This is a genomic window from Massilia sp. Mn16-1_5, from assembly GCF_004798585.1.
In the GTDB taxonomy this organism is placed as follows: Bacteria; Pseudomonadota; Gammaproteobacteria; order Burkholderiales; family Burkholderiaceae_D; genus Telluria.
This window is the reverse complement of the sequence record NZ_PPXQ01000010.1, coordinates 171,949-197,183: the sequence shown is the minus strand read 5'-3', so window position 1 is coordinate 197,183 and position 25,235 is coordinate 171,949. Positions and strand designations below refer to the sequence as shown.

Sequence of the window (25,235 nt, the reverse complement as noted above, 5' to 3'; positions counted from 1 at the left end):
GGTCGAACCCGCTTGAGGCGCTGCAAGCGATGGCAGCGTTTCGCTTACCGGTGTCGGGTTAGCTGGAGGCACGACGACAGGTACGACAGGCTGGGGAGCCGGCACCGTCGGTGGGACGACCTCGGGAGGCGCCACTGGAGGTGCAACGGGAGGCGTGGCCGGAACAGGAGCAGGCGCTGGTTCGGCAACAGGAGCGGGAACCGGCGAGGCGGGCGTGCTGCCTGCCGGCGGGAGGCTCGGCGCTGGCGCCGGAGTCACAACGGTACTCGCGCCAATCGGAGCGGATGCCCCTCCATTGCCACCGCCGCCTCCACAGGCAGACAACACAACAGCAGCGGACAAGGCCAACAATGCATTTGGTTTCAACGTCTCTCTCCCCAATTTTAGTTGCAAATATTCTAAGCATCTATTGAATTGATGGCAAGAAATTACGGTTTCAGGCAGAAAACCCGGACAAAGAGGACTGTATCTACTTCACAACAAATAAAGGCTTCGTCAGCGCTCCGGATCGGCACGAAAAAAAACCGGAGACGCATCCCCGGTTTCTTCAATTGCGACAAACGCCCGATTACAGATGCGGCGTAATCGACGGCATCAGGTCGTCGAAGGTGCGTCCGCTGGCATTCTCCCCAATCGCATGCATCTTCCACTCGCCATTGTGACGGTACAGCTTGGCCATCACCTGGGCCGTGTGGGCGCCCTGCACCGACAGGTCGTAGCGCGCGACTTCCTTGTTGCCGGAAGCGTCGAGCAAGCGGCAGTAGGCGTTTTGCACCTGCGAGAAGTTCTGGCCAGTGAAGCTGTTCACGGTGAACACGAGCGACTTCACGTTGCCCGGCACGGCGGACAGGTCGACGTTGATCTGTTCGTCGTCGCCATCGCCGGCGCCGGTGCGGTTGTCGCCGGTGTGGACGATGCTGCCGTCCTTGCTCTTGAGCTGGCGGAACCAGACCACGTCGACCGGACGGTTCGACTCGTCGAACAGGACCACCGAGGCGTCGAGATCGACGCTTTCGGTCTTGGCGCCGAAGCCGAGGAAGCCCTTCGACTTGATGGCGTCCCAGCCCAGGCCCATGGTCACACGGGTGAGCGCACCGCCGCCCTCTTTCGAGAGCGAGATCTTCTGGCCTTTTTGCAGGTTGACAGTCATTGTGGTTCTCCTAGTTTTTAGCGTGCGGGGGCCTGCATCCAGGCCTTGAAGGCGGCGCGGTTACGCGAACACACGTAGACCTTGCCCTTGCCCGAGAAGCGCAGGACCATGCCCTCGCCGCTGGTTTGGCTGTTGATCAGGTTACCCAGGAAGCCGCCGCTGGTGCCGGTCGTGATCGAGATCTCGTAGCGTAGCGTGCTGTCCCAGCACACGACGTGCGAATTGTCGATGATCGCGTCCTTGCCCGGTTCGACTTCCAGCATCGACATCGATCCGAAACCCGACACCACCACCTGGCCCTGGCCGCTCGTCTCGGTGACGAAGAAGCCGCCGCTGTTGGCGAACAGCGCGTTGCCGATGCTCTGGGTGCGCACGTTCAGGCCCACGTTCGAGCTGGCGGCGACAAAGGCGCCGTCGCTGATGATGTACTGGTTCGGACCGACGTCGACGATCTGCATCGCACCCGGCAGCGTCGGCGAGAGCAGGCAGTCGCCCGCGCCGCGGGTGGCTTCGATGTGCTGCTGGAAGAAGGACTCGCCGTTGGCGAAGGTGCGCATCAGCGCGCTGCCGAGCCCGCCCCGCATCTTGCCCTTCAGGTCGAGGGTCGATTCCATCATCACCATCGCGTCGGATTCGCAATAGATGGTTTCGCCCTGGCGCATCGAGACGTGCAGGAAGGGATCGACGTCCCCGGTCACGGTAAAAGTTGGCATGTTGGCTAGCTTCCTTGAGTGACGGTCCCCGGTCGTGGGGACCGCGAACCTTTGTTAATTAAACGTTGACGCCGTAGTTCTTGGCGAGTGGCCCCAGGCCGCCCTGGAAGCCCTGGCCAATGGCGCGGAATTTCCAGTCGGCGCCGTTACGATACACCTCGCCGAAGATCATTGCCGCTTCCGTCGAGCCGTCTTCCGACAGGTCGTAGCGGGCGATCTCGCTATCGCCGTTGGCGTTGAGGCAGCGGATGAAGGCCTTGCCGACCATGCCGAAGTTCTGGCGGCGCGATTCGGCGTCGTGGATGGTGACGGCCAGCACGATCTTGTCGACGTCGGCCGGGACCTTGCTCAGGTCGACTGCCACGACTTCGTCGTCGCCCGCGCCTTCGCCGGTCTTGTTGTCGCCCGAGTGGACGACGGAACCGTCGGCCGACTTCAGGTTGTTATAGAAAATGAAGTCGGCGTCCGAGCGCACCTTGCCCGACGAGTTCAGCATGAACACCGCGCCGTCGAGGTCGAAGGCGGCGCCGTCGGTGGCGCGGGTGTCCCAGCCCAGGCCGACTTTCAGGTTGGTGAGGCCTGGGGCTTCTTTAGACAGGTTGACGTTGCCGCCTTTTTGCAGACTGATTGCCATTTGTGTATCTCCTTAGTGAGGACTGCTTTTTGAACACCGGGGTTGTCACGCGCAGCGAACTGGTGTTCTGCCATTCGCCGTGCGGTTCGTTGCGGAGCGCTTTGTGTGGGCGCTCCCGCGTTAATCTGTGAATCTGTTCTTGCTCTGAACGCGTGGAGTCAGGACTCCACCCTACGTCACGGGTTTTCGTGGTGCGCCGTATCCGGTCGCCGCACCGGCAAACTACCGGTACGTAGGGGTCATTGAGGCCAATGGCCTCAATGACGTGTTCACTGGAGTCCTGACTCCACGCGGTACGGCGCTTGCTCTGCCGCACCGCGTGGACCTACTGCTTACGCCAGCTCTTTCACTTCATGCCCTTCGAGCGCGGCATGCTTCTTCTTGTGCTGGATCGACGACCACAGCGAAGCCGCGATGAAGGCCACACCCGTCAGACCGGTCACCAGCTCAGGCACGTGGAACTTCATACTTGCCAGCATGATCACGGCCAGGATACCGATCGCGTAGTGCGCGCCGTGCTCCAGGTACACGAACTCGTCCAGCGTGCCCTTCTTGACCAGGAAGACGGTCATCGAACGCACGAACATCGCGCCGATCGCCAGGCCCAGCATGATGATCACGACGTCGGAGGTGATCGCGAAGGCGCCGATCACGCCGTCGAAGGAGAACGATGCGTCGAGCACTTCGAGGTACAGGAAGCCGCCGATACCGCCGGTCTTGACCATGTTGCCGACATTGCTGCTCTCATCCGACTCGCTCTTTTCCAGCAGGCTGCTGATCATGTCCACGCCGACGTAGACCAGGATGCCCCAGATACCGGCGACCAGGACGATCATGCGCTGGGCTTCGTCAACGAAGGTCGAAGCGAACAGCAGGGCCGCCAGCGAGACCATCACCGAGATCGACGACACCTTGCCGAAGGAACCGAGCTTTTTCTCGAAGTTGCCCAGCCAGTGGGTTTCCTTCTCGTCATCCAGCAGGAAGTTCAGGAAGACCAGCATCAGGAACATACCGCCGAAGGCCGCCACTTCCGCATGGTGCGCCGTCAGGTGGCCCGAGAACGACTTCGGATCGTTCAGCGCCAGGTTCCAGACTTCGGTCAGGCCGAGGTCAGCCGCGACTGCGACGATGACGATCGGGAACACCAGACGCATACCGAACACGGCGATGATCATGCCCAGGCCCAGGAACAGCTTCAGCCAGAACTCGTTCCAGCCTTTCAGGACCGAGGCATTGACCACGGCGTTGTCGAAGGAAAGCGAAACTTCCATGATCGACAGGATGGTGGCGATACCGATCGCCGTCAGCGCACCGGACGTGCCGCCATGCTCGTAACCCCACCAGCCCGCCAATCCGAGACAGATGATCGTGACGAGGAATGACCCTCTGAAATGCTTCATATTGATTTCCCTTCGTTGTTAAAGTTGACAGGACGCAGTGTAGGCCCTGGCGGCATATATAAAAAGCGAAGATAATCGAAGGATTACTTCGGAAAAACAGAAGAGATCGGGTCGAGATGAAAAATGCGAGTACGAATTTCCGCCATTTGTACTATTTCTGGGTGGTCGCCAAGGAAGGTAGCATCACGCGCGCCGCCGAGCGGCTCGGTTTGGCAGTGCAGACCGTCAGCAGCCAGATCGCCCTGCTCGAGCAGTCGCTGGGCAAATCGCTGTTTACCCAGCAGGGCCGGCGCCTGGTGCTGAGCGACGCGGGCGAGCTGGCGCGCACCTATGCCGACCAGATCTTTCTCCTAGGCGAGCAGATGCAGGATGCGCTCGACCAGTCCTCGACCCTGCGCACCCGCGTCTCGGTCGGGATTTCCGATTCCCTACCTAAACTAACCGCCTACCGCCTGCTGGAAGCCACCACCCAGCTGAGCACGCCGGTACGCCTGGTCTGCCACGAGGACGAGTACGAAGCCCTGCTGGCCGACCTGGCCCTGCATAAGCTCGACGTGGTGCTGACCGACCGCGCCCTGCCCACCGGCAGCACCCTGCGCGTGTTCAGCCACCTGCTGTTCGAAAGCGAGATGACGGTGGTCGGAACGGCAGCCTTGGCCGAGACCTACAAGCAGGATTTCCCGAAGAATTTGAATGGCGCGCCTTTCCTCCTGCCAACGAGGAATAATGCCTTGCGCGTCAAGATCGACGAGTGGTTCGAGCTGCAGGGCGTGCATCCCGACATCGTCGGCGAATTCGAGGACAACGCCTTGTTGAATACTTTTGGGCGCCGCGGCCTGGGCCTGTTCTTCGCGCCGGCGGCGCTGGCCAGCGACCTGGCCGAGCAGCTGCAGGCGGTGCTGGTCGGCCGGGTGCCGCAGGTGCGCGAGCAGTTCTATGCGATCTCGAACGAGCGGAAAATCCAGCATCCGGCGGTCGAAGCAATTCTTGCCTCTATGCACTAGGAAGAGCTTGCTGCTCGTTGAGTTGTACAATAGGCATCAGCAGTACCCTTCTTCAACTCACTGTTTGTATGGAAAATCTTTTATTTGTCGTTCTGGCCCTGTTGTTGGTTGTCCTGAACGGCTTCTTCGTGGCGGCCGAATTCGGCATCGTCACCTTACGTAAAACCCGCGTACGCGCCATCGCCAAGACTTCCGGACTGCGCGGGCGCATCCTGGCCAAGGTCCACGGCCAGCTCGACGAATATCTCTCCGCCTGCCAGCTCGGCATCACCCTTGCCTCGCTGGGTCTGGGCTGGGTCGGCGAACCGGCCTTTGCCAGCCTGCTCGAACCAGTGTTCGCCTTTGCCGGCGTGACCTCCCCGCAGGTCATCCACGGCGTGTCCTTCGTGATCGCCTTCAGCGTCATCTCCTTCCTGCACATTGTCGTCGGCGAGCTGGCGCCGAAGTCGCTGGCGATCCGTATTCCCGAAGTGGTCGCGATGTGGTGCGCCCTGCCCCTGTACGGTTTTTACTGGGCCATGTACCCGGCGATCTGGCTGCTCAACGCCAGCGCCAACGCCACGTTGCGCGTGGCCGGCCTGTCCGGCGCCGGCAGCCACGACACCCATTATTCGACCGAGGAACTGAAACTCATCCTGCGCACCAACACCAGCACCGGCAAGGAAAAATTCACCCACGACGAGCGCCACATCCTGGCCCAGTCGCTGGAATTTTCCGAGATGGCCGTGTCCGACCTGATGCGCCCGATCAATGAGGTCATCGCCCTGCACGAAGACCTGTCGATCGAGGAAAACCTGGACACGGTGCGCCGCAACCGTTTCTCGCGCTATCCCTATTTCGACGAGGAAGGCGAAGAAGTACTGGGCGTGATCCACCTGAAGGACCTGTTCTTCGCCCAGCAGTCGGGCAAGGACATCAGCGACCTGTCGCAATTCCTGCGTCCCGTCGAGACGATCTCGGCGCGCACCCCGGCCCAGGACATCTTCCGCCGCTTCCGTTCCGGCGCCCCGCACTTCGCCCTGATCGGCGAGAAGGGCAAGCGCCCGGTCGGCTTCATCACCCTCGACAACCTGCTGGGCGCGATGGTCGGCGAGATCCGCGACGAGTTCCGGATGAACGAAAACGACTGGCTGCCGCAGTCGGACGGCACCTATATCGGCAAGGCCTCGCTGCCGATCTATTCGCTGGAACGCCTGCTCGGCATCGACATCGACAACGAAGAGATGGGCCTGGACGACGTCGAATCGGTCGGCGGCCTCCTGATGGCGAAGCTGGGCGATATTCCGAAGCAGGGCCAGCGCATCGAGTTCCCGAAGTTCGACGTGGTCGTCAAGAAGACCAATGGCCCGCGCATCCTGCTGGTCAAAGTGATTCCGCGCCTGGAACGCGGCGAGGACGAAGACGAGCTCGCTTGAGCGTACAAAGGCGTTACAAACCGCTGGACCGCTGTCGCATTTGCATGCGTATAATGTTTCGTCGGCAATAGCCTTAGTTCACAGTGAGCCCGTATGAGCGTGCGTCTTCGTAACAACGTGACCGTCACGGGCACGGGTTCCACCACCCTCCTCTTCGCCCACGGTTTCGGCTGCGACCAGGTCGTCTGGCGCTTCATGACGCCGGCCTTCGAAGACCGCTACCGGGTCGTCGCCTTCGACCTCACCGGCAGCGGCAATTCCGACCTCTCCGCCCACGACCGCCAGCGCCACGGCAGCCTGCACGGCTATGCCGACGACCTGCTCGAGATCATCGACGAGGTGGGCGGCCCGGTCGTGTACATCGGCCATTCGGTGAGCGCCATGATCGGCATGCTGGCCGCGATCAAGGCGCCCGAGCGTTTCCTGGCCCAGGTGATGATCGCGCCTTCTCCCTGCTACATTGACGAAGGCGACTATCGCGGCGGCTTCAGCCGCGGCGACATCGAGGAGCTGATCGAGACCATGGATGCCAACTACCTCGGCTGGTCGAGCAGCATGGCGCCCGTGATCATGGGCGCGCCCAACCTGCCGCACCTGGGCATCGAACTGACCAACAACTTCTGCCGCAACGATCCCGCCATCGCCAGGCACTTCGGCCGCGTCACTTTCCTGTCGGACCACCGCGCCGACCTCGCGCACGCGCCGGCGCAAGTGCCGGTCCTGATCCTGCAATGCAGCGACGACCTGATCGCGCCGCGCGAAGTGGGCGACTACCTGCGCACGAAGCTCGTTGGCAGCCGGTTGGAACTGGTGCGTAACGTCGGCCATTGTCCGCACATGAGCGCGCCGCAGGAATGCACGCGCCTGATCCAGGACTTCCTCGATGTACTAAAGGCGCAGGTGTGAACGAGTTGCCCGGCGACGATACGCTCTACCAGCACGCCCCTTGCGGCCTGCTGCTGACCGACGGCGCCGGCCTGATCCTGCGCGCGAACGCGACCTTGTGCCGCTGGCTCGGCTATTCGGCCGGCGCCCTGGTCGGCAAGGTCCGCATCCAGGACCGCCTGCCGGTCGGCACGCGCCTGTTCCACCAGACCCACTGCCTGCCGCTGCTGCAGGTGCAGGGCTCGGTGGCGCAGCTGCAGGTCGAGATCCGCGACAGCGCCGGGCAGCGCATGCCGGTCCTGGTGAACATCGTGCGCCGCATGCAGGACGGTGAGGTCTTCAACGAGTGGGCGCTGTTCGCCGTCAACGAGCGCCGCTCCTACGAACGCGAGCTGCTGGCCGCGCGCAAGAGCGCCGAGCAGGCCCTCGAGGCCCGGCTCGACGCCGAAACCCGGCTGCGAGAGTTGAACGTCGCCCTGTCCGACGCCGACCGCCGCAAGGACGAATTCCTCGCCACCCTGTCGCACGAGCTGCGCAACCCGCTGGCGCCGATGCGCAGCGCCATCGAGGTGCTGAAACTCGAAGCCGGCGCCGAAAAGCGGCCCCTGCTCGACGTTTTCGACCGCCAGCTGCATCACCTCACTCACCTCGTCGACGACCTGATGGAAGTCTCGCGCATCACGCAAGGCCGCATGGAGCTGCGGCGCGAGCCCGTGCTGCTGGCCGACATCGTGCGCGGCGCGCTCGAGGACGTGGCGGCCGGCATGCGCGCGGCCAGGCATGTGCTGGCGGTCGAGATCGCGGCACCGCATGCGGTGGTGGATGCCGATCCGACGCGCCTGTTCCAGGTCGTCGTCAACCTGCTGACCAACGCCTGCAAGTACACCCCGCACGGCGGCGCCATCGCGCTGGGACTCGATATCGAAGGCCGCGAGGCGGTCATCCATGTGCGCGACAGCGGCATCGGCATCCCGGCGCATGCGCTGGACAGCGTGTTCGACATGTTCTCGCAACTGAAACCGGCGCTCGACCGTTCGAAGGGAGGCCTCGGCATCGGCCTGGCCCTGGTGCGCGGCATCGTCGGCCTGCACGGTGGCAGCGTCACCGCCGCGAGCGAAGGCGAAGGCCGCGGCAGCACCTTCACGGTGCGCCTGCCGCTGGCAGCGGTCCAGGTCACGCCCGATTCGCTGGAGGCGGCCCACGACGCCGTGCGCCCGGCCAGCGTGCTGGTGGTCGACGACAACGTCGACGCCGCCGAGACCCTGCAGATGTTCCTCGAACTCTCCGGCTGCATCGCCCGCGTCGCCCACGACGGCGCCGCAGCGCTCGACCTGCTGGAGCGCTTCACGCCGCAAGTCGCCCTGTTCGACATCGGCCTGCCCGACATGAACGGCTACGAACTGGCGCGGCGCGTACGCCGGCTGCCGGGGGGCGCCGACATGCTGCTGATTGCGGCTACCGGCTGGGGACAGGAGGCGGACAAGCAGCTCGCCTTTGATGCCGGCTTCGATCACCATCTCACCAAGCCGATCGATTTCGACAAGCTGCGAGCGCTGTTGGCGGCCCGGTGACGAACTAACTAAACTATTTTATCGATACCGATGCGCACCGTAGGGTGGAGTCCTGACTCCACGCGGTGCACGGTTCGCGTTGAGATAACGCGTTTCGATCGGGATGCGCTGTCGACGCGTGGAGTCGGGACTCCACCCTACGTTACGCGACTGCCTCGGACAAGCACTCATTCTTCGCCCGGTGCACCGACGCACACGACACGACTCCGGCCAACAATAACACCATCGCCACGCTCTCCCCCATCGTCGGCCACCTCCCCTCCCACAGAAATCCATACAGCGCCGCGAACACGGTCTCGAATACGATCATCTGCCCCATCAGGCTAAGCGGCAGCACACGGCTCGCCACATTCCAGAGCCCGTTGCCGACCACCGAGCACAGGACCGCCACCGTCGTCACGATGCCGGCAAACGCCATCCAGTCCGCCTCCGAGTGCCCCGCCTGCGTCCCCATGAATGCCGGCACCGCCAGTACCACCGCCTCGACACCGGTCACCACACCCACCAGCAAACTCCACTCGTGCGCCGACACGTTCTGCAGCCGCGCCAGCCAGCGGCTGTTGGCCACCGCATAGATCGTCCACGACACCAGCGCCCCGAAGGCGCAGCCCAGTCCCAGCAAGGAACCCGCCCCCGCCCTGAAGACCGATTCCCCGCTGATGCACAGCAGCCCGGCAATGCTCAGCACCAGCGAGGGCAGCAGCCGCCGCAGCGGCACCGCATGCCGGTCGCGGCTCCCGACCAGGGTCACGGCCACCGGCAGGAAGCCGATCACGAGCGAAGCCATCGCCACGCCGCCCTGCTGCACCGCAGTGGCTAGGAACAGGTAATAAACGATGTTGCCGCACAAGGCGAGCCAGACCAGCGCCTGCCACTCGGTGCGGCTCAAGCGGGCCGCCACGCGGCGCCAGGTCGGCGCCAACAAGGCCGCGGCCACCAGGCCATAGGCGAGATAGCGGCCGGCCGATAGCTGCAGCGGCGTGAAGCCCGGGGTGAGTTTCGGGGCGAGAAAAACCAGGCCCCAGACGGCGCCCGCGGCAATGCCGGCACCGATGCCGAGCCAGTGTTTGTTGATGTTCATGTGATTCTCCTGTCAGCCTTGATTCTGGACGGCCGTCGAGGAGCAGTCTTGGCGGGAACTACCGAATCCTTGTCGCATTCTCTCGCATTGCACGGCGATAGGCCGCCGGTGTCACATCGAGCCCCTGGCGCATGGCCCGCGTCAGCGCGCTCTGGTCGGAAAAGCCGGCCGCCTGCGCCACGTCGGCGATCGAACGATTGGTACCGGCGAGAATGCGGCAGGCGAAGTCGACGCGCTGTTGCAGCAGCCAGGCATGCGGACTCGTATCAAGCTCCTCGCGAAACAGCGCGTGAAGACGGCTGACGCTGATGCGCGCGCACTGCGCCATCGATTCGGTCGACCACGGATTGCCGGGATTGGCCTCGACCCGCGCCAGCAGCGCAGCCAGGCGCGAACGCGGCTGCGGCGCGCCCAGGGCCAGCGTATCGAGCAGCAGCGGCACCCAGCCGGCAAGATGCGCCGCCTGGACGGCGCGCTGCTCGGTGACCAGCTCCATGAACTCGATCAGCTTGCGCGCCGCCGGGGTGATCGCCGTGAACGGCTTTTCCTGCAGCCGCTGCCAGCCCGCGTGCGTCAGCGCCGCGGCATCGATATCGAGGATCAGCGACCGGTTGCACGCCTCGCTCGACTGCGCATGCCAGGCCCCGACCGGCACGAAGGCGCCTTGTAAAGGATCGAGGCGCCGGCCACGCCCCTCGATGGCAAGCTGGACGTCTCCCGCTACCGGCAGCACGAGCTGGGCGTAAGTATGGCGATCCGGCTCCCGTTCTTCGGCATAGGAGCGGATTTCGATGTCGAAGGGTGAGGTTCCTGAAAGTGCCACGACGGTGTCCGGCCTACAGATGAAGCGAAAAGTCTAGCATGAGGAGGCGCCGGACGCCTCCTCACCAGGCGCGGCTCAGCGAGCCGGCGTCACCCGCCAAATGGTATTCGCCAGGTCATCCGCCACGATCAGCGCCCCGCGCGGATCGACCGTCACGCCGACCGGCCGCCCACGCGTCTTGCCGTCGCTGTCGCGGAACCCGGTCACGAAATCGACCGCCGGACCGGCAGGACGTCCGCCGTTGAAGGGCACGAAGACCACCTTGTACCCCACCGGGTTGTTCGTGTTCCAGCTGCCGTGTTCGCCGACGAAGGCGCCGTTCGCAAAGGCGCCGCCCATGACCGGTGCCGAGAAGCTCACGCCCAGCGCGGCGACGTGGGCGCCCAGGCTGTAGTCGGGCTTGATGGCGGCGGCGACCTTTTCCGGGTTGCCCGGCTGGACGCGGTTATCGACGTTCTGGCCCCAATAGCTGTACGGCCAGCCGTAAAAGCCGCCGTCGCGGATCGAACTCAGGTAGTCCGGCACCAGGTCGGGGCCGATTTCATCGCGCTCGTTGGCCACGGCCCACAGCTGTCCGGTTTCCGGCTGGATCGCCAGGGCCGTCGGATTACGCACGCCGGTGGCATACGGCCGGTGGGCGCCCGTGTTGACGTCGATCTGCCAGATCATCGCGCGGTCCACTTCCGCTTCCATGCCGCGCTCGGTGATGTTGCTGTTCGAGCCGATGCCGACATAGGCGAAGCGGCCGTCGGGGCTGAGGGCCAGCGACTTGGTCCAGTGGTGGTTGATCTCGGACGGCAGCTGCGTGATCGTCTTCGGCGGGCCGCCGGCCTTGGTCTGGCCCTCGGTATAGTCGAAGCTGACCAGGGCATCCTGGTTGGCGACGTACAGCTTGCCGTTGGCGAAGGCCAAGCCGTAAGGGGCGTTCAGCTTGTCCGCGAACACCGTCTTGAGTTCATACGTGCCGTCCTTGTCGGCGTCGCGCAGCAGGGTCAGGCGGTTGCCGCTCTTGACCTTGGTATTGCCCTTGGCCTTGATGTAGCCGGCGATCACATCCTTCGGTTTCAGCTTGGCCGCGCTGCCGCCACGGCCTTCCGCCACGATGATGTCGCCGTTCGGCAGCACCAGGGTCTGGCGCGGAATCGCCAGGTCGGTCGCGATCGCGGTGATGGTGTAACCCTGCGGCACGGTCGGCTTGCGAGTGCCCCAGGCCTCCGGCTCGGCGATCTTCATGTCGGGCAGCAGGCCGCGGTGCGGTTCCGGCATCTTCGGATCCGGGCCGATCGACAGGGTCTTGCTGCCTTCGTCGCTGCAGGCGCCCAGCAGCAGCGCCATACCCATGACGATCAAAACGTTCGCGCGTTTCATTGCACACCTCCCGCACGTGGCTGCAGGCCGATCCAGGCGGTCACCAGGATCAGGATGGTGACGATGACCGACAGCACCAGGCCCGCCGGCATGACGGCCCAGGCATCCTTCGCATGCTGGAAGGCGTTGACCAGGCCCAGCACCCAGGTCACGAGCAGCAACAGGAAGTAGGTCAGCGGCTGCCCGCCCTTGCGCGGCGACCGCACCAGTCCAATCAGCGCGCCCAACAGGGCGAGACCGGCGAACAGCTCGGCACCTGCGAGCAGCCAGGAGGCGAAATTGCTCCACTGGATCTGGTAGGTGTTGTGATAAGCGATATCACTCAGCAATGCGCCGAGGAACAAAGGCACTGATCCGGCAAGCAGGATCGTGTGCAGCAGCCCTGGCGGGCTGCGGTAGACCGGGGTGGCCGTCGTTGCGGTAGACATGGCAGGTCCTCATGATGATTATTGTTATGCAAAGCATATCGGCTAGGCGAAAATGCTGTCGCATAATTAACTCACCTCAGGCTTCCTGCTCCCCTTTCTGCTTCACGATCGGATCGCGCGTCCCCGTCCATTCGCTCATCAAGGAATAGCCCACCGCCAGCAGCACCGGCCCGATGAACATGCCGACAAAGCCGAAGGCGATCACGCCGCCGAGCACGCCAAGCAATGTCAGCAGGAAGGGCAAACTGGTGCCGCGGCTGATCAGCATCGGGCGCACGACGTTGTCGACGCCGCTGATCAGGAAGGTGCCCCAGATCAGCATGAAGATGCCCCAGCCCGTCTCGCCCTGCGAGAACAGCCAGATCGTGGCGCTGCCCCAGATCAACGGCGGACCGAAGGGCACCAGCGAGGTGACGAACACCAGCACCGACAGCAGCGGCACGGCCGGCACGCCGGCCATCGAGAAGCCGATCGCGGCCACCAGCGCCTGGGCCAGGGCCGTACCGAGCAGGCCGTACATGACGCCGCGCGTCGTCTGGCTGATCGTGTCGGACACGGATTCGGCGCCCTCGCCCATCACCTTGGCCATCATGCTGCTTGTGACCGCGATCAGCGCGTGGCCGTCGCGGTACAGGAAGAAGCTGACGAATGCGGCCAGGCTCATCTGCACCACGCCGGTACCGAGCATCAGGCCGCCGGCCATCAGGTAGTGGCGCGCCGGTTCGACCATGCGCTGGGCCAGTTCCAGCATCTGGTCGCGGCTGGCAACCAGCTGGCGCAAATAGATGTCGAGGGTATCGCCGATGAAGGGCAGCTCGCGCACCCAGCCAGGGGGCACGAGGGCGCCGTGCTCGATGGCATAGCGCAGCTGGCCGAAGGTGGTGGCGACGTCGTCGGCCAGGTTGTAGGCAACGATGGCCAGCGGGATGATGACGAGCAGGGTCAGCGAGAGCGTCATCGTCAGCGCCGCCAGCGAGCGGCGTCCCTGCATCGCGCGCAGCAGGCGCAGGTACAAGGGCCAGGAGGAAATGACGACGGCGGCCGCGAACAGGATCGCGGGCAGGAAGGGTTTCAGCACCCAGAGGCAGCCCAGCGTGAGCAGGACGACCGTGGCGATGCGCGTGTAGTTCCTGCCTGAGCGTGGTTCCATGCCAGCCGTAAGAGATTGTCTTTACAAGACAATCATAACAGCTGGCGCAGGTCGTGCACGACGGGAGCGGGACCCTGGCCATGGCGCAGGAACAGGCGCACGCGCCCTTCCTTGTCGAACACATAGCTGCCGGCCGTGTGGTCGACCGTATAGCTGCCCGGCTCCTTGCCCGGCACCTTCGAGACAAACACCTTGAATTCCTTGGCCGTGGCCGCCGTCTGTTCCGGCGTGCCGCGCAGGCCGAGGAAGCGCTTGTCGAACGCAGGCACATAGGAAGCCAGCAGTTCCTGGGTGTCGCGCTCCGGGTCGAGGGTGACGAACAGCACCTGCACCTCGTTGCTCGAGGGGCCGAGTTCCTTCATCACGGCGGCCATCTCGGCCATCGTGGTCGGGCAGACATCCGGGCACTGGGTGTAGCCGAAGAACAGCACCACCACCTTGCCCTTGAAGTCGGCCAGCGTGCGCGGCTTGCCGTTATGGTCGGTCAGCGAAAAGCCTTTCGCATAATCGAGGCCGGTCAGGTCCGTGTTCTGGAAGGCGACAGGTTTCGAGGACAGCTTGTCGCAGCCGGCGGACAGCAGCGCCAGCGCGATCATCCCGGCGGTAATCAGTCTTTTCATGGCAGAACTTGCGAATTAAAACCGAAAATAATGGTCGACCAGCAGCGCCGCAAACAGCAGCGACAGGTAGACGATCGAATAAGCAAAGGCCTTGCGCGCCACCTGGTCGCTGTAGTGCTTGTGCACGCGCCAGGCGTGGCGCAGGAAAATCGCGTTCAGGATGATGGCGGCAACCAGGTAGATCAGGCCGCTCATGCGCACGATCCAGGGCAGCAAGGCGGTGGCGAACAGCGCCAGCGAATACAGCCAGACCTGCTGGCCGGTATAGGCCATGCCGTGGGTCACCGGCAGCATCGGCAGGCCCGAGCGCGCATAGTCCTCGCGCCGGTACATGGCCAGCGCCCAGAAGTGCGGCGGGGTCCAGACGAAAATGATCAGCACCAGCAGCCAGGCCTGCATCGGCACCTCGTTCGCGACCGCCGCCCAGCCCAGCGCCGGCGGCATCGCGCCCGACAGGCCGCCGATGACGATGTTCTGCGGCGTCGCCGGTTTCAGGTAGATCGTGTAGATGACGGCATAGCCGACGAAGGTGACGAAGGTCAGCCACATCGTCAGCGGATTGACGAAGGCGTACAGCACCCACATGCCGAGGCCGCCGATGATGGCGGAGAAGACCAGGGTCTGGTTGCGCGTCAGTTCGCCGCGCGCGGTGGCGCGCCGTGCGGTACGGGCCATGCGGGCGTCGATCTCGGCTTCGATCAGGCAGTTGACGGCAAAGGCGGCGCCCGCCAGCAGCCAGATCCCGATCGTGCCGGCGACCAGCACGCGCCAGCCGGGGAAACCGTCGGTCGCCAGGAACATGCCGATGATGGCGCAGAAAACGGCGAGCTGGGTCACCCGGGGCTTGGTCAGCGTCCAGTATTGGGAGAAGCGGCTGGTGGAGTGGAGGGCGGTCTGGGTGGTCATCGATACGAGTTCGCAGGAACGTCGGCATTCGCGGGGACGCGCTGCGACACGTCGAGCAAGTGCTTGACCTTGTAGTTTAACATGGTCACCAGCAGGACGAGGAGAGCAGCCCCGGCGTTATGCAACACGGCAATGGCCAGCGGGAAGTCGAAAAACACCGTCGCCACGCCCGTGAACAGCTGGACCAGCAACACCAGGGCAATCAATTTCGCCGTCTTGCGCAGCGCCGGCTGGCGCCAGGCGCGCCAGGCCGTCAGTCCCAGCACCAGGGTCACCACGACGGCAAAGTTGCGGTGCACCCAATGGATCGCGACCAGGGCCGAGAATTGCAAGTAATGGCCCGCGGCCGTCTTGCCCAGTTCGCGCCACAAAGTAAAGCCGTGTTCGAAATCCATTTCGGGGACGAACTTGCCGTCGCAGAGCGGGAATTCGTCGCAGGCCAGGGTTGCGTAGTTAGTGCTCACCCACCCGCCCAATGCGATCTGGACCAGCAGCACGGCCGCGGCCAGCAGTGCCAGCGTGCGCAGGGACTTTACTGTCGCCAGCTTGGGGCTCGGCGCCAGCGGCTTCATCAGGTGATTCTCGCGCTCGCCCAGCCAGACCAGCATCGACAACAGCAGCATGCCCAGCAGCAGGTGGATGGTGACGATCACCGGCTGCAACTTGAGGGTCACGGTCCAGGCACCGAAGGCGCCCTGCACGCAGACGAACAGGAACAGCGCCACCGGCAGCGCCGGAGCGAAGGCCTGCTGGCGCGTTTTTCTCCACTGGCGGATGGCCTGGAACATCAGCGCCATGATCAATACGCCAATACCCATCGCGAGGTAGCGGTGGATCATCTCGATCCAGGCTTTCACTTTGGTCACCGGTCCGGTCGGCATCAGGGCCTCGGCCGCGGCGATCTGCTCGTGCGCGATGAAGGGGTTCGCCGCGCCGTAGCAGCCCGGCCAGTCGGGGCAGCCCAGGCCCGAGTCGGTGAGCCGGGTAAAGCCGCCGAATACGATCAGGTCGAAGGTCAAGAACACCATCACCCAGACGAGTTTACGGTACTTGTTGGCGTCGTTCGACAGCCAGACCATGGTCAGGGGGATGCTGGCGACAAAGATGCCCATCAGGGCCAGCTGGAGCAAAGTCGAAGGATGCATGTCCGCTTAACCGATCGCCGAGGCTTTTAATAACTTCGACAAGTCCTTGTGCACCTTGCGCGGGTCCGGGTCCTTCGGGAAGCGCATCATGAGATTGCTGCGCGGGTCGATCAGGAAGATATGGTCTTCCAGTTTCGTCCCCTGCTCGGTCGGCAGCCATTTCGCCAGCTGTTCGGGCGAGACGCGCAGCATGTGCATGTCGTCGTAGCTGCGGATCAGGATGGTGTCGACTGGCTCCTGGTCGGTGATCAGCCACGCGCGTTCGACGCGGTCCATGTTCTTGCCCTGCATGGTGCGCAGCTGGCGCATGGCGAACAGCTGCTTGGCGCAGGCCTCGTCGCAACGGCCGCCGCCGACTTTCACCATGATCCATTTGCCGGCATAGTTTTCCAGCGTCTCCGGGCGGCCGTCGAGCGTCGTGCTGGAAAGCTGCGGCATCGGGTGCGCGCGCTGGTCGATGATGGCGCCGTAATTGGTGCGGCCGCTCGGCTTGATGACGTAAAAGGTGAGATACGAGGCGATGATCGGCGCCGCGCAGACCAGCAGCAGGAGACCCAGTTTCAGGCGGCCCTTGCGTTGTGCCTTGGCCGCGCCTTCAGACAGCTTGTTTTCTTCCACTTCGAAACCCTGTAATCACGAAAAATAAGGCAGCCATGGCCGCCAGCGCGTACCACTGGAAAGCGTAGCCGCGGTGCTTGTCGACGCCGGTACTCGGTGCCGGCCAGTCGCGCACCAGGCCTTCGCCCTGCCCGGACTGCTGGACAAAAAACGGCGCCAACGCCAGGCCGCTTGCCTTGGCCACGCTGTCCACGTCGAGGTTCTGCACGCGCATCCCCGGCTTCAGCGCACCCGCGCCGCCGAGCTGCATGACGTGCCCCGCGCTGAGCGTGGCCACGCCCTCGATCGTCACCGTGCCGGCCGGCGTTTGAAAGTCCGGCAAGCGCGCGTAGTCGTTCGCATCGCGCGGCAACCACCCGCGCAACACGAGCACATGTTGGTCCGAACCCGCTATTTTAAACGGCATCGCCAGGATGAATCCCGCCCGCCCATTCAGCGGCCGGTTATCCAGGAACAGCGGCCATTGGCTGACCCACTCCCCCGTCACCCGCACCCGCCGATACTCGAGATCCGTAGGGTGGAGTCCCGACTCCACGCGTACGTGCCCATCCACACCCCCACCCTCACCGAGGACCACCGGCGCCTGCTCACCACGCTCAACAAGCCGCGCCGCAATCCCCAGCTTCTCCTCCGCCCGCCTCGTCTGCCAGTTCCCCAGCACGACCCCGAGCACCACCAGCGCAACGGTAACGACGAACGGAATGACCCTAAACCTGAATGCCAAACGCATTACAATGAACCTCTACTCAACCCGCGGGCAAGAATAATGAAAATCTTCATCGCCATCGCCTTCATCCTGATCATCGCCAGCCTCGGCTCGGCGCTGTTCTTCCTGATGAAGGACAAGGGCCGCAGCAACCGCACGGTGCAGGCGCTGGCGATGCGCGTCGGCCTGTCGATCACGCTGTTCCTGATCGTGCTCGCTTCCTACAAGATGGGCTGGATCCATCCGACCGGCATCCGCTGAGCGCACCCTACATATGACAAGGGGACAGCCGCGCGGCTGTCCCCTGCTATTCCTTCCTGCCGCCGCTTACAGCCAGTACACGACCACGTACAACCCCAGCCAGACCACGTCGACGAAGTGCCAGTACCAGGCGGCGCCTTCGAAACCGAAGTGGTGGTCAGCCGTGAAGTGGCCGCGCAGCACGCGGTACAGCACCACCGACAGCATGATCGCGCCCATCGTCACGTGGAAGCCGTGGAAGCCGGTCAGCATGAAGAAGGTCGAGCCGTAGATGCCCGAGCTCAGCTTCAGGTTCAGCTCCTGGTAGGCGTGGATGTATTCGTAGGCCTGGAAGCCCATGAAGATCGCGCCCAGCAGGATGGTGAGGAACAGGAACACGGCCGTGTTGCGGCGATGGCCTTCGCGCAGCGCGTGGTGGGCAATCGTCAGCGTCACGCCCGAGGTCAGCAGCAGCGCGGTGTTGATGGTCGGGATCCAGAACGGGCCCATGGTGGTGAAGCTCTCGACCACGCCGGCCGGGCCGGTATTGCCCCATTGGGCGGCGAAGTCGGGCCACAGCACCTTGTGGTCGAGATCGGCCAGCCAGGGCATGGAGATCGCACGGGCATAGAACAGCGCGCCGAAGAAGGCGGCGAAGAACATCACCTCCGAGAAGATGAACCAGCTCATCGACCAGCGGAAGGACGAGTCGATGCGCTGGCTGTACTGGCCCGTTTCGGACTCCTTGATGGCGTCGCCGAACCAGAAGTACAGCACGGTCAGCATCGCGACGATGCCGGCCAGGCAGACGGCCGGTCCCCAGGAGGCGCTGTTGACCCAGCCGGACGCGCCGAGCATGGTCACCAGCATCGAAATCCCGCCGGCCATCGGCCACATCGAGGGGCCCGGCACGAAATAATGCGGCGCGGTCTTTGACACACTCATCTTCATCTCCTGGAACGTTGTTCTAATGCGTTGAATTGAAATGCTTAAAAACTTCTACTGCGCGACCGCCAATTTCACGACAAACAGCAGCACGCCGATAAATATCGCCACTCCCAGCAGCGCCGCCAGAATCACGTGGAACGGATTCAGGTTCGCCGCGTCGTGCTCGTAATCCTTGCGCTTGCGCACCCCGAAGAAGGACCAGAACACGGCCTTCATCGAGGCTAAAAACGAGGCCTTCCGCGGCTGCTCGTTGGACTTCATCTAGTTCGCCGCCACAGCGCCGGACACCTCGAAGAAGGTGTACGACAGCGTGATGTTCTTCACTTCCTTGGGCAGCTTCGGGTCGATGAAGAATACCACCGGCATTTGCCGCGCCTCGTTCGGCTTCATGAGCTGCTCGCGGAAGCAGAAGCACTCCACCTTCTTGAAATGCGGCGTCGCCGACTGCGGCGCGTAGCTCGGGATCGCCTGCGCTTTCACGGCGCGCGCCTGCGTATTCACCACTTCGTAGACCACCGTCGCCAGCTCGCCCGGATGCACCTGGATCGAGCGCGTGGTCGGACGGAAGCGCCAGGGTCCCTGCGCATTGCCGTCCAGTTCCACGGTGATCGTGCGGCTGGTGTCGACCTGCGTGTTTTCCGGACGCTCGACCGTGCCGTCCTGCTGGGTGATCACGTTGATGCCGAGTACCTCGCACATCTGGCGGTAGACCGGCACCAGCGCGTAGCCGAAGCCGAACATCGCCACCGCCACCACCACCAGCTTGCCGAAGGTGGAGCGGTTCAGGCGCAGGCGTTCTTTCGGGGTATAGCTCACATCACATCCAGACGCGCTTGAGGATCACGGCCGCAAAGAAGAACGCGGCGATCGCAACCAGCACCAGCGCCGTTTTGGCATTGGACTTCTTCTTCGCGTTCATCACTTCACCAGCGGCGGGTTCTCGAAGGTGTGGAACGGCGCCGGGCTCGGCACGGTCCACTCGAGGCCTTCGGCGCCTTCCCATGGCTTGGCGTCCGCCTTGGCGCCGCCCTTGATGGTCGGCAGCACGACGAAGAACAGGAAGTACACCTGCGACAGGCCGAAACCGAAGGCGCCGATCGAGACGATCATGTTGAAGTCGGTGAACTGCACGGCGTAGTCCGCATAGCGGCGCGGCATGCCGGCCAGGCCCAGGAAGTGCATCGGGAAGAAGGTGACGTTGAAGGTGATCAGCGACAGCCAGAAGTGCAGCTTGCCGCGGCCTTCCGGATACATGTGGCCGGTCCACTTCGGCGCCCAGTAGTAGAAGCCGGCGAACAGCGCGAACAGGGAACCCGCCACCAGCACGTAGTGGAAGTGGGCGACCACGTAATAGGTGTCGTGGACCTGGATGTCGATCGGGGTCACGGCCAGGATCAGGCCGGTGAAGCCGCCCATCGTGAACACGAAGATGAAGCCGACCGCGAACAGCATCGGGGTTTCAAAGGTCATCGAGCCGCGCCACATGGTGGCGACCCAGTTGAACACCTTCACGCCGGTCGGCACCGCGATCAGCATGGTGGCGTACATGAAGAACAGCTGCGAGGTCACCGGCATGCCCGTGGTGAACATGTGGTGGGCCCAGACGATGAAGGAGAGCACGGCGATCGAGGCGGTCGCGTAGACCATCGAGGCGTAGCCGAACAGCGGTTTGCGGGCAAAGGCCGGGATGATCTGCGAGACGATGCCGAAGGCCGGCAGGATCATGATGTAGACCTCGGGGTGGCCGAAGAACCAGAAGATGTGCTGGTACATGACCGGGTCGCCGCCGCCAGCGGCGTTGAAGAAGGAGGTGCCGAAGTGGCGGTCGGTCAGGGTCATGGTGATCGCGCCCGCCAGGACCGGCATCACGGCGATCAGCAGGAAGGCGGTGATCAGCCAGGTCCAGCAGAACATCGGCATCTTCATCAGGGTCATGCCCGGAGCGCGCATGTTCAGGATGGTGACGATGATGTTAATCGAGCCCATGATCGACGAGGCGCCCATGATGTGCATGGCGAAAATCGCCATGTCCATGCCCGGGCCCATCTGGGTCGACAGCGGCGCATACAGGGTCCAGCCGGCAGCGGTGGCGCCGCCCGGCGAGAAGAAGGAACCTGCCAGCAGCAGCGCCGCCGGCGGCAGCAGCCAGAACGAGAAGTTGTTCATGCGCGCGAAGGCCATGTCGGACGCGCCCACCTGCAGCGGGATCATCCAGTTCGCGAAGCCGACGAAAGCCGGCATGATCGCGCCGAACACCATCACCAGGCCGTGCATGGTGGTCAGCTGGTTGAAGAACTCGGGACGGAAGAACTGCAGGCCGGGCTGGAACAGCTCGGTGCGGATCATCAGCGCCAGTACGCCGCCCGAGAGCAGCATGATGAACGAGAACCACAGGTACAGGGTGCCGATGTCCTTGTGGTTGGTGGCGAAGAGCCAGCGGCGGGCGCCGGTCGGCATGTCGTGATGCGCGTGGTCGTGGCCGTGATGGTCGTCGTGCGCGTGATCGAGAGTGCTGGTAGTCATGTCAGTATCCTGGAAGCTCAGTACTTACAACGTTACTTGCTGCGTGCAGCCAGCACTTCGGCCGGTTGGACGATGTTTTCGGCGGCCTTGTTCGACCAGTTGTTACGCGTGTAGGTGATCACGGCGGCGATGTCCGAATCCGACAGCTGCTTCCAGGCCGGCATCGCGCCCGGCCAGGCCGGCGTATCCTGGCCCTTGAGCAGCACATCGATCTGGTGCGCCTTCGGGCCGTTGACCGCCTGCGAACCGTCGAGCGGGGCAAAAGCGTTCGGCACGCCCTTGCCGTTGGCCTGGTGGCAGGCCACGCAGTTGGCGGCGTAGACGGCTTCGCCCTTGGTTTTCAGTTCGTCGATGGTCCAGACCTTGGTCGGATCGTCGGCCAGTGCGGCCATCTTTTTCTTTTCGCCGGCAACCCAGGCGGTGTAGTCCTCGGCCGAGACGACGCGCACGACGATCGGCATGAAGGCGTGGTCCTTGCCGCACAGTTCGACGCAGTTGCCGCGGTAGACGCCGATCTTGTCGGCCTTGAACCAGCCGTCGCGCACGAAGCCCGGAATCGCATCCTGCTTGATCGCGAAGGCGGGGATGGTCCAGGCGTGGATCACGTCGTTGGCGGTGAGGACCATGCGGATCTTCTTGCCGACCGGGACGACCATTTCATTGTCGACTTCGAGCAGGTAGTTTTCGGTGCGCGCTTCGGTCGGCGCGACGCCCGGCTCGCCCACCTGGGTGCGCGGGGTCGACAGGTTCGACAGGAAGCTGATGCCCTCGCCTTCGCCCTTCAGGTAGTCGTAGCCCCACTTCCACTGCATGCCGGTGGCTTTGATCGTGATGTCGGCGTTCGAGGTGTCCTTCAGGGCCACGACGGTACGGGTGGCCGGCAGGGCCATGCCGATGACGATCAGGAAGGGAACGACAGTCCAGGCGATTTCGACGGCGGTCGATTCGTGGAAGGTGGCGGGCTTGTGGCCCAGGGATTTGCGGTGCTTGAACACCGAATAGAACATGACGCCGAAGACGCCGATGAAGATGATGAGGCAGACCAGCATCATCCAGTTGTGCAAGCTGTAGATGTCAGCGCCGATCCCAGTCACCGGAGTTTGCATGTTCAACTGGTGTTCCACCGGCCGCCCCGTGATTTCAGGTGCAGCCAGTGCCGGGATACTGGTCGATACCGCAAGACCGAGCATCAAGGCGTGAAGTCGCTTTGCATATGTCATGAATTGTCCCCAACCACCCAAAATAAGAATATTTTTAAACGGTCAGCAATTCCATGAACGAACCGCCGCCGCTCCGAAACCAAGTGCAAGCTGGTTCCCGGCGGCACGGCCTGTGGACGCGCAACGGGTTGAAACCATGCTCGTCCACCAGCAACTGCAACAACGTACTGACGGGCGCCAAACTTGCTGATGCTGCTATTTCAATTTTCTAATTCTTCCACTATTCGGCACCGTTTTTCAACTTCTACGGGGCGCCGGGGCGAAAAAATAGTTATTGATTATACTCAAATCGCTAATTTTTATTCAAGGAAAATCCTTGTCATGACTGTGATATTTCGTGCATTAAAGCATCATATTTCGTAGTTCGGGGCTTGCCGCCGGGCGCCAGCCGTGCTAGCGCCATCGGCCCGCTTATGGCTTGCGCGGCCGGAACTGGATGATCGCCTCCCCTGCCGCCGTCGTCTTCGGCACCGGCCGGAACGCGTGTCCGTAGATGACCTCGAAGCTGAGCGCGATCTTGCCGTCCGCGCCCCGTTGCGCTTCCAGCGCATCGACCATGCGCTTCCAGGCGGCGCGGCCGATCAGCCCGCGCCGGCGCGTGGCCAACGGATTGCCGCCGATGGCGCGCACGTCCGCCAGCAGCGCCTCGACCGTGCCATAGGTGACGGTGATGCGCTCGGCATCCATGACCGGCGTCGAGAAGCCGGCTTCCACCAGCTGGTCGCCGAAGTCGTGCATGTCGACGAAGGGCAGCGTGTGCGGCGATTCGTCCAGCTCGGCAAAGGCGGCGCGCAGTTCCTTGAAGGTGTCCGGGCCGAAATTCGAGAACATCAGCAAGCCATCCACGCGCAGCACGCGGCGCCACTCGGCGAACACGCGGTCGGGCTGGGGATGCCAGTGCAGCGCCAGGTTCGACCACACCAGGTCGAGCGAGTTCGGCCCGAATGGCAGGGCCCCGAAGTCGCCGCAAAGCAGATCGACGCCGGCCTTGGCCGGCATCAGGCGGCTGAGCATCTGGTTCAGCGAACGCATGGCCGGCACCGGCGCCTTTGCCTCGAGCAGCATCGCACTGGAGGCGTCCAGGCCGAGAATCTGGGCCGCCGGATAAGTCTTTTGCAGGGTGCCGAGGTCCGGGCCGGTGCCGCAGCCGGCGTCGAGCACGCGCTGGGGCACGATCTTTACCAGGCTCAGCCGTTCATGCATGCGGCCGGCGATTTCGCGGCGCAGGAAGTCGGCAGCGGCCACGCGCTGCGGTTCCGCGAACAGCGCGCGCACGCGCGACTGGTCAATCGGCGCGCTCATTTTCGATGGGGACGAGGGAGAAGCCATAATCTTGTTGCGTTCAAATGAGATAATGGCGGGAGTGTACAGGTTTGCCGGGAGTCGAGCCGATGGGTGAGCGCATCGAACCGCTGTTGCTACGACCATTGTTGCGCTGGCCGCGAGCCCTGGCGCGCATGCTGCTGCCCTCTTGCTGCGCCCTGTGCGGCGAGGAAGCGACGGGGGCCGTGTGCATGCCCTGCACCTTGCGCTACGCAAGTCCGGGCGGACCGCGCTGTCTTTGCTGCGCCAACCCGCTCGGCCGCGACGAGCCGTCCGGACAAACCTGCGGCACCTGCCTGGCCGACGCGCCGGCCTTTGACGCGACCATCGTTGCCGCCGATTACGCGGCGCCGCTCGACGGTCTCGTGCTGGGTTTGAAGTTCGGCGCCCGCCTGCCGCTGGCGCCCTGGTTCGCCGGCCGCCTGGTCGATGCCGTGCTGGCCGCGCCGGGCTGGCCCCTGCCCGACCTTCTGTGCGCGGTCCCGCTGGGTGCGCGCCGCTTACAGGAGCGCGGCTACAACCAGGCGCTCGAGATCGCCCGGCCGCTGGGCCGCGCGATCGGCGTCGCCGTGCAGCCGCGCCTGGTCGTGCGCGCCGTCGAGACGGCGGCACAGTCGGGCGTGACGCCGCGCGAACGGGCCGACAACATCCGCGGCGCCTTCGAGGTGACTCCGGAGATGGCAGGACAGATTGAAGGCCGCCACATCGGCGTCGTCGACGACGTCATGACGAGCGGCCACACATTGAACGAACTGGCCGCCACCTTGAAGGCGGCCGGTGCGGCGCGCGTGTCGAATCTCGTATTCGCGCGCACGCCACCACATTGAATTGGAGAGTTGATGTTCCACGTCGTACTGGTCGAACCGGAAATCCCGCCCAACACGGGCAACGTCATTCGCCTGTGCGCCAACACCGGCGTGCAACTGCACCTGATCGAGCCGCTCGGTTTTCCGCTGGACGACGCCAAGATGCGCCGCGCCGGCCTGGATTACCACGATTACGCGACCATGAAGGTGCACAAGAACTGGGAAGCCTTCCTGGCGGACACGCAACCCGACCCGAGCCGCATGTTCGCCCTCACCACCCACGGTTCATCTCCCTTCGCCGACGCCGCCTTCAAGCCGGGCGACGTGTTCGTCTTCGGCGCCGAATCGCGCGGCCTCGACCCGGCCCTGCGCAACAGTTTCCCGACCAGCCAGCGCATTCGCCTGCCGATGATGCCGGACAACCGCAGCCTGAACCTGTCGAACACGGTGGCGGTCGTGGTGTACGAGGCCTGGCGCCAGAACGGGTACGCGGGCGGGGCTTGACCCTGCGCGGCTGAGACAGGCACACTGTCCGGCAATCCACACAGCCCGGGAGCG

General features: G+C 63.9%; 28 protein-coding genes. 7 read left to right on the top strand and 21 right to left on the bottom strand.

Annotation, left to right across the window (positions count from 1 at the left end):
• Positions 1-568 precede the first annotated feature (568 nt).
• The 4 genes from C2862_RS14110 to C2862_RS14095 all read right to left on the bottom strand — a co-directional run bounded on the left by C2862_RS14110 (position 569) and on the right by C2862_RS14095 (position 3,897).
• Complete coding sequence (locus tag C2862_RS14110; protein WP_136220762.1) at positions 569-1,150, bottom strand: TerD family protein; 582 nt, start codon at positions 1,148-1,150, stop codon at positions 569-571.
• A 17-nt stretch (positions 1,151-1,167) separates the two neighbouring features.
• Positions 1,168-1,863 (bottom strand): TIGR00266 family protein, encoded by a 696-nt coding sequence (locus C2862_RS14105; protein ID WP_136220761.1) that lies wholly within the window; start codon positions 1,861-1,863, stop codon positions 1,168-1,170.
• Between the two features lie 58 nt (positions 1,864-1,921).
• The gene (locus C2862_RS14100) at positions 1,922-2,497 is read right to left on the bottom strand and encodes a TerD family protein (RefSeq protein ID WP_136220760.1); all 576 of its coding nucleotides are present in this window, start codon (positions 2,495-2,497) and stop codon (positions 1,922-1,924) included.
• A 332-nt stretch (positions 2,498-2,829) separates the two neighbouring features.
• The gene (locus C2862_RS14095) at positions 2,830-3,897 is read right to left on the bottom strand and encodes a DUF475 domain-containing protein (RefSeq protein WP_136220759.1); all 1,068 of its coding nucleotides are present in this window, start codon (positions 3,895-3,897) and stop codon (positions 2,830-2,832) included.
• 116 nt (positions 3,898-4,013) lie between these two features.
• Between C2862_RS14095 and nhaR the strand changes: the two genes are divergently transcribed.
• From nhaR to C2862_RS14075, 4 genes are all read left to right on the top strand, one after another.
• Positions 4,014-4,901 (top strand): transcriptional activator NhaR, encoded by an 888-nt coding sequence (nhaR, locus tag C2862_RS14090; protein WP_136220758.1) that lies wholly within the window; start codon positions 4,014-4,016, stop codon positions 4,899-4,901.
• Positions 4,902-4,969: 68 nt separating this feature from the next.
• Positions 4,970-6,316 (top strand): hemolysin family protein, encoded by a 1,347-nt coding sequence (locus C2862_RS14085; RefSeq protein ID WP_136220757.1) that lies wholly within the window; start codon positions 4,970-4,972, stop codon positions 6,314-6,316.
• 93 nt (positions 6,317-6,409) lie between these two features.
• Complete coding sequence (locus C2862_RS14080; protein WP_136220756.1) at positions 6,410-7,222, top strand: alpha/beta fold hydrolase; 813 nt, start codon at positions 6,410-6,412, stop codon at positions 7,220-7,222.
• A complete protein-coding gene (locus C2862_RS14075) occupies positions 7,219-8,772 on the top strand; it encodes an ATP-binding protein (protein ID WP_136220755.1) in 1,554 nt (517 codons plus the stop codon). The genes C2862_RS14080 and C2862_RS14075 overlap by 4 nt, the downstream gene beginning before the upstream one ends.
• Positions 8,773-8,914: 142 nt before the next feature.
• On the opposite strand, the gene C2862_RS14070 is transcribed toward C2862_RS14075, so the two are convergent.
• The 10 genes from C2862_RS14070 to C2862_RS14025 form a co-directional block, all read right to left on the bottom strand.
• Entirely contained in the window at positions 8,915-9,853 is a 939-nt protein-coding gene (locus C2862_RS14070) for a DMT family transporter (protein ID WP_136220754.1), read from the bottom strand.
• A 58-nt stretch (positions 9,854-9,911) separates the two neighbouring features.
• Entirely contained in the window at positions 9,912-10,676 is a 765-nt protein-coding gene (locus C2862_RS14065; protein WP_136220753.1) for an AraC family transcriptional regulator, read from the bottom strand.
• Positions 10,677-10,751: 75 nt separating this feature from the next.
• Positions 10,752-12,044, bottom strand: a complete 1,293-nt coding sequence (locus C2862_RS14060; RefSeq protein WP_136220752.1) for a sorbosone dehydrogenase family protein — start codon at positions 12,042-12,044, stop codon at positions 10,752-10,754.
• On the bottom strand, positions 12,041-12,472 hold the full coding sequence (locus C2862_RS14055) for a DUF2231 domain-containing protein (protein ID WP_136220751.1): 432 nt from the start codon (positions 12,470-12,472) through the stop codon (positions 12,041-12,043). The genes C2862_RS14060 and C2862_RS14055 overlap by 4 nt, the downstream gene beginning before the upstream one ends.
• Positions 12,473-12,548: 76 nt before the next feature.
• A complete protein-coding gene (locus tag C2862_RS14050) occupies positions 12,549-13,622 on the bottom strand; it encodes an AI-2E family transporter (RefSeq protein WP_136220750.1) in 1,074 nt (357 codons plus the stop codon).
• 32 nt (positions 13,623-13,654) lie between these two features.
• Positions 13,655-14,242: an SCO family protein gene (locus C2862_RS14045; protein WP_136220749.1), complete on the bottom strand. Its 588-nt coding sequence runs from the start codon at positions 14,240-14,242 to the stop codon at positions 13,655-13,657.
• Between the two features lie 15 nt (positions 14,243-14,257).
• Complete coding sequence (gene cyoE, locus C2862_RS14040; RefSeq protein ID WP_136220748.1) at positions 14,258-15,148, bottom strand: heme o synthase; 891 nt, start codon at positions 15,146-15,148, stop codon at positions 14,258-14,260.
• Positions 15,145-16,293, bottom strand: a complete 1,149-nt coding sequence (locus C2862_RS14035; RefSeq protein ID WP_136220747.1) for a heme A synthase — start codon at positions 16,291-16,293, stop codon at positions 15,145-15,147. Before C2862_RS14035 ends, cyoE begins: the two co-directional genes overlap by 4 nt.
• 6 nt (positions 16,294-16,299) lie before the next feature.
• The gene (locus C2862_RS14030; RefSeq protein WP_210735988.1) at positions 16,300-16,911 is read right to left on the bottom strand and encodes a cytochrome C oxidase subunit I; all 612 of its coding nucleotides are present in this window, start codon (positions 16,909-16,911) and stop codon (positions 16,300-16,302) included.
• On the bottom strand, positions 16,889-17,641 hold the full coding sequence (locus tag C2862_RS14025) for an SURF1 family protein (RefSeq protein WP_136220746.1): 753 nt from the start codon (positions 17,639-17,641) through the stop codon (positions 16,889-16,891). The genes C2862_RS14030 and C2862_RS14025 overlap by 23 nt, the downstream gene beginning before the upstream one ends.
• A 36-nt stretch (positions 17,642-17,677) precedes the next feature.
• Here C2862_RS14025 and C2862_RS14020 point away from each other — a divergent pair, with 36 nt between their 5' ends.
• Entirely contained in the window at positions 17,678-17,878 is a 201-nt protein-coding gene (locus tag C2862_RS14020) for a twin transmembrane helix small protein (RefSeq protein ID WP_136220745.1), read from the top strand.
• 66 nt (positions 17,879-17,944) lie between these two features.
• On the opposite strand, the gene C2862_RS14015 is transcribed toward C2862_RS14020, so the two are convergent.
• From C2862_RS14015 to C2862_RS13990, 7 genes are all read right to left on the bottom strand, one after another.
• A complete protein-coding gene (locus C2862_RS14015; RefSeq protein WP_136220744.1) occupies positions 17,945-18,802 on the bottom strand; it encodes a cytochrome c oxidase subunit 3 in 858 nt (285 codons plus the stop codon).
• Positions 18,803-18,856: 54 nt separating this feature from the next.
• Positions 18,857-19,066, bottom strand: a complete 210-nt coding sequence (locus C2862_RS14010; protein WP_136220743.1) for a DUF2970 domain-containing protein — start codon at positions 19,064-19,066, stop codon at positions 18,857-18,859.
• Positions 19,067-19,621 (bottom strand): cytochrome c oxidase assembly protein, encoded by a 555-nt coding sequence (locus tag C2862_RS14005; protein ID WP_267873532.1) that lies wholly within the window; start codon positions 19,619-19,621, stop codon positions 19,067-19,069.
• Position 19,622: 1 nt separating this feature from the next.
• Positions 19,623-19,724 carry a cytochrome oxidase small assembly protein gene (locus C2862_RS25525; RefSeq protein ID WP_210735986.1) on the bottom strand — a complete coding sequence of 34 codons (102 nt, stop codon included), beginning with the start codon at positions 19,722-19,724 and terminating at the stop codon, positions 19,623-19,625.
• The gene (gene ctaD / locus C2862_RS14000; protein WP_136220742.1) at positions 19,724-21,328 is read right to left on the bottom strand and encodes a cytochrome c oxidase subunit I; all 1,605 of its coding nucleotides are present in this window, start codon (positions 21,326-21,328) and stop codon (positions 19,724-19,726) included. The genes C2862_RS25525 and ctaD overlap by 1 nt, the downstream gene beginning before the upstream one ends.
• Before the next feature lie 32 nt (positions 21,329-21,360).
• On the bottom strand, positions 21,361-22,548 hold the full coding sequence (coxB, locus tag C2862_RS13995; RefSeq protein ID WP_136220741.1) for a cytochrome c oxidase subunit II: 1,188 nt from the start codon (positions 22,546-22,548) through the stop codon (positions 21,361-21,363).
• 411 nt (positions 22,549-22,959) lie between these two features.
• Positions 22,960-23,850, bottom strand: coding sequence for a methyltransferase domain-containing protein (locus C2862_RS13990; protein ID WP_136220740.1), 891 nt, complete (start codon positions 23,848-23,850; stop codon positions 22,960-22,962).
• Positions 23,851-23,939: 89 nt separating this feature from the next.
• On the opposite strand from C2862_RS13990, the gene C2862_RS13985 reads away from it, so the two are divergent.
• Both C2862_RS13985 and trmL read left to right on the top strand, forming a co-directional pair.
• Positions 23,940-24,698, top strand: coding sequence for a ComF family protein (locus C2862_RS13985; RefSeq protein ID WP_136220739.1), 759 nt, complete (start codon positions 23,940-23,942; stop codon positions 24,696-24,698).
• 12 nt (positions 24,699-24,710) lie between these two features.
• Positions 24,711-25,181: a tRNA (uridine(34)/cytosine(34)/5-carboxymethylaminomethyluridine(34)-2'-O)-methyltransferase TrmL gene (trmL, locus tag C2862_RS13980; protein ID WP_136220738.1), complete on the top strand. Its 471-nt coding sequence runs from the start codon at positions 24,711-24,713 to the stop codon at positions 25,179-25,181.
• Positions 25,182-25,235: the final 54 nt, after the last annotated feature.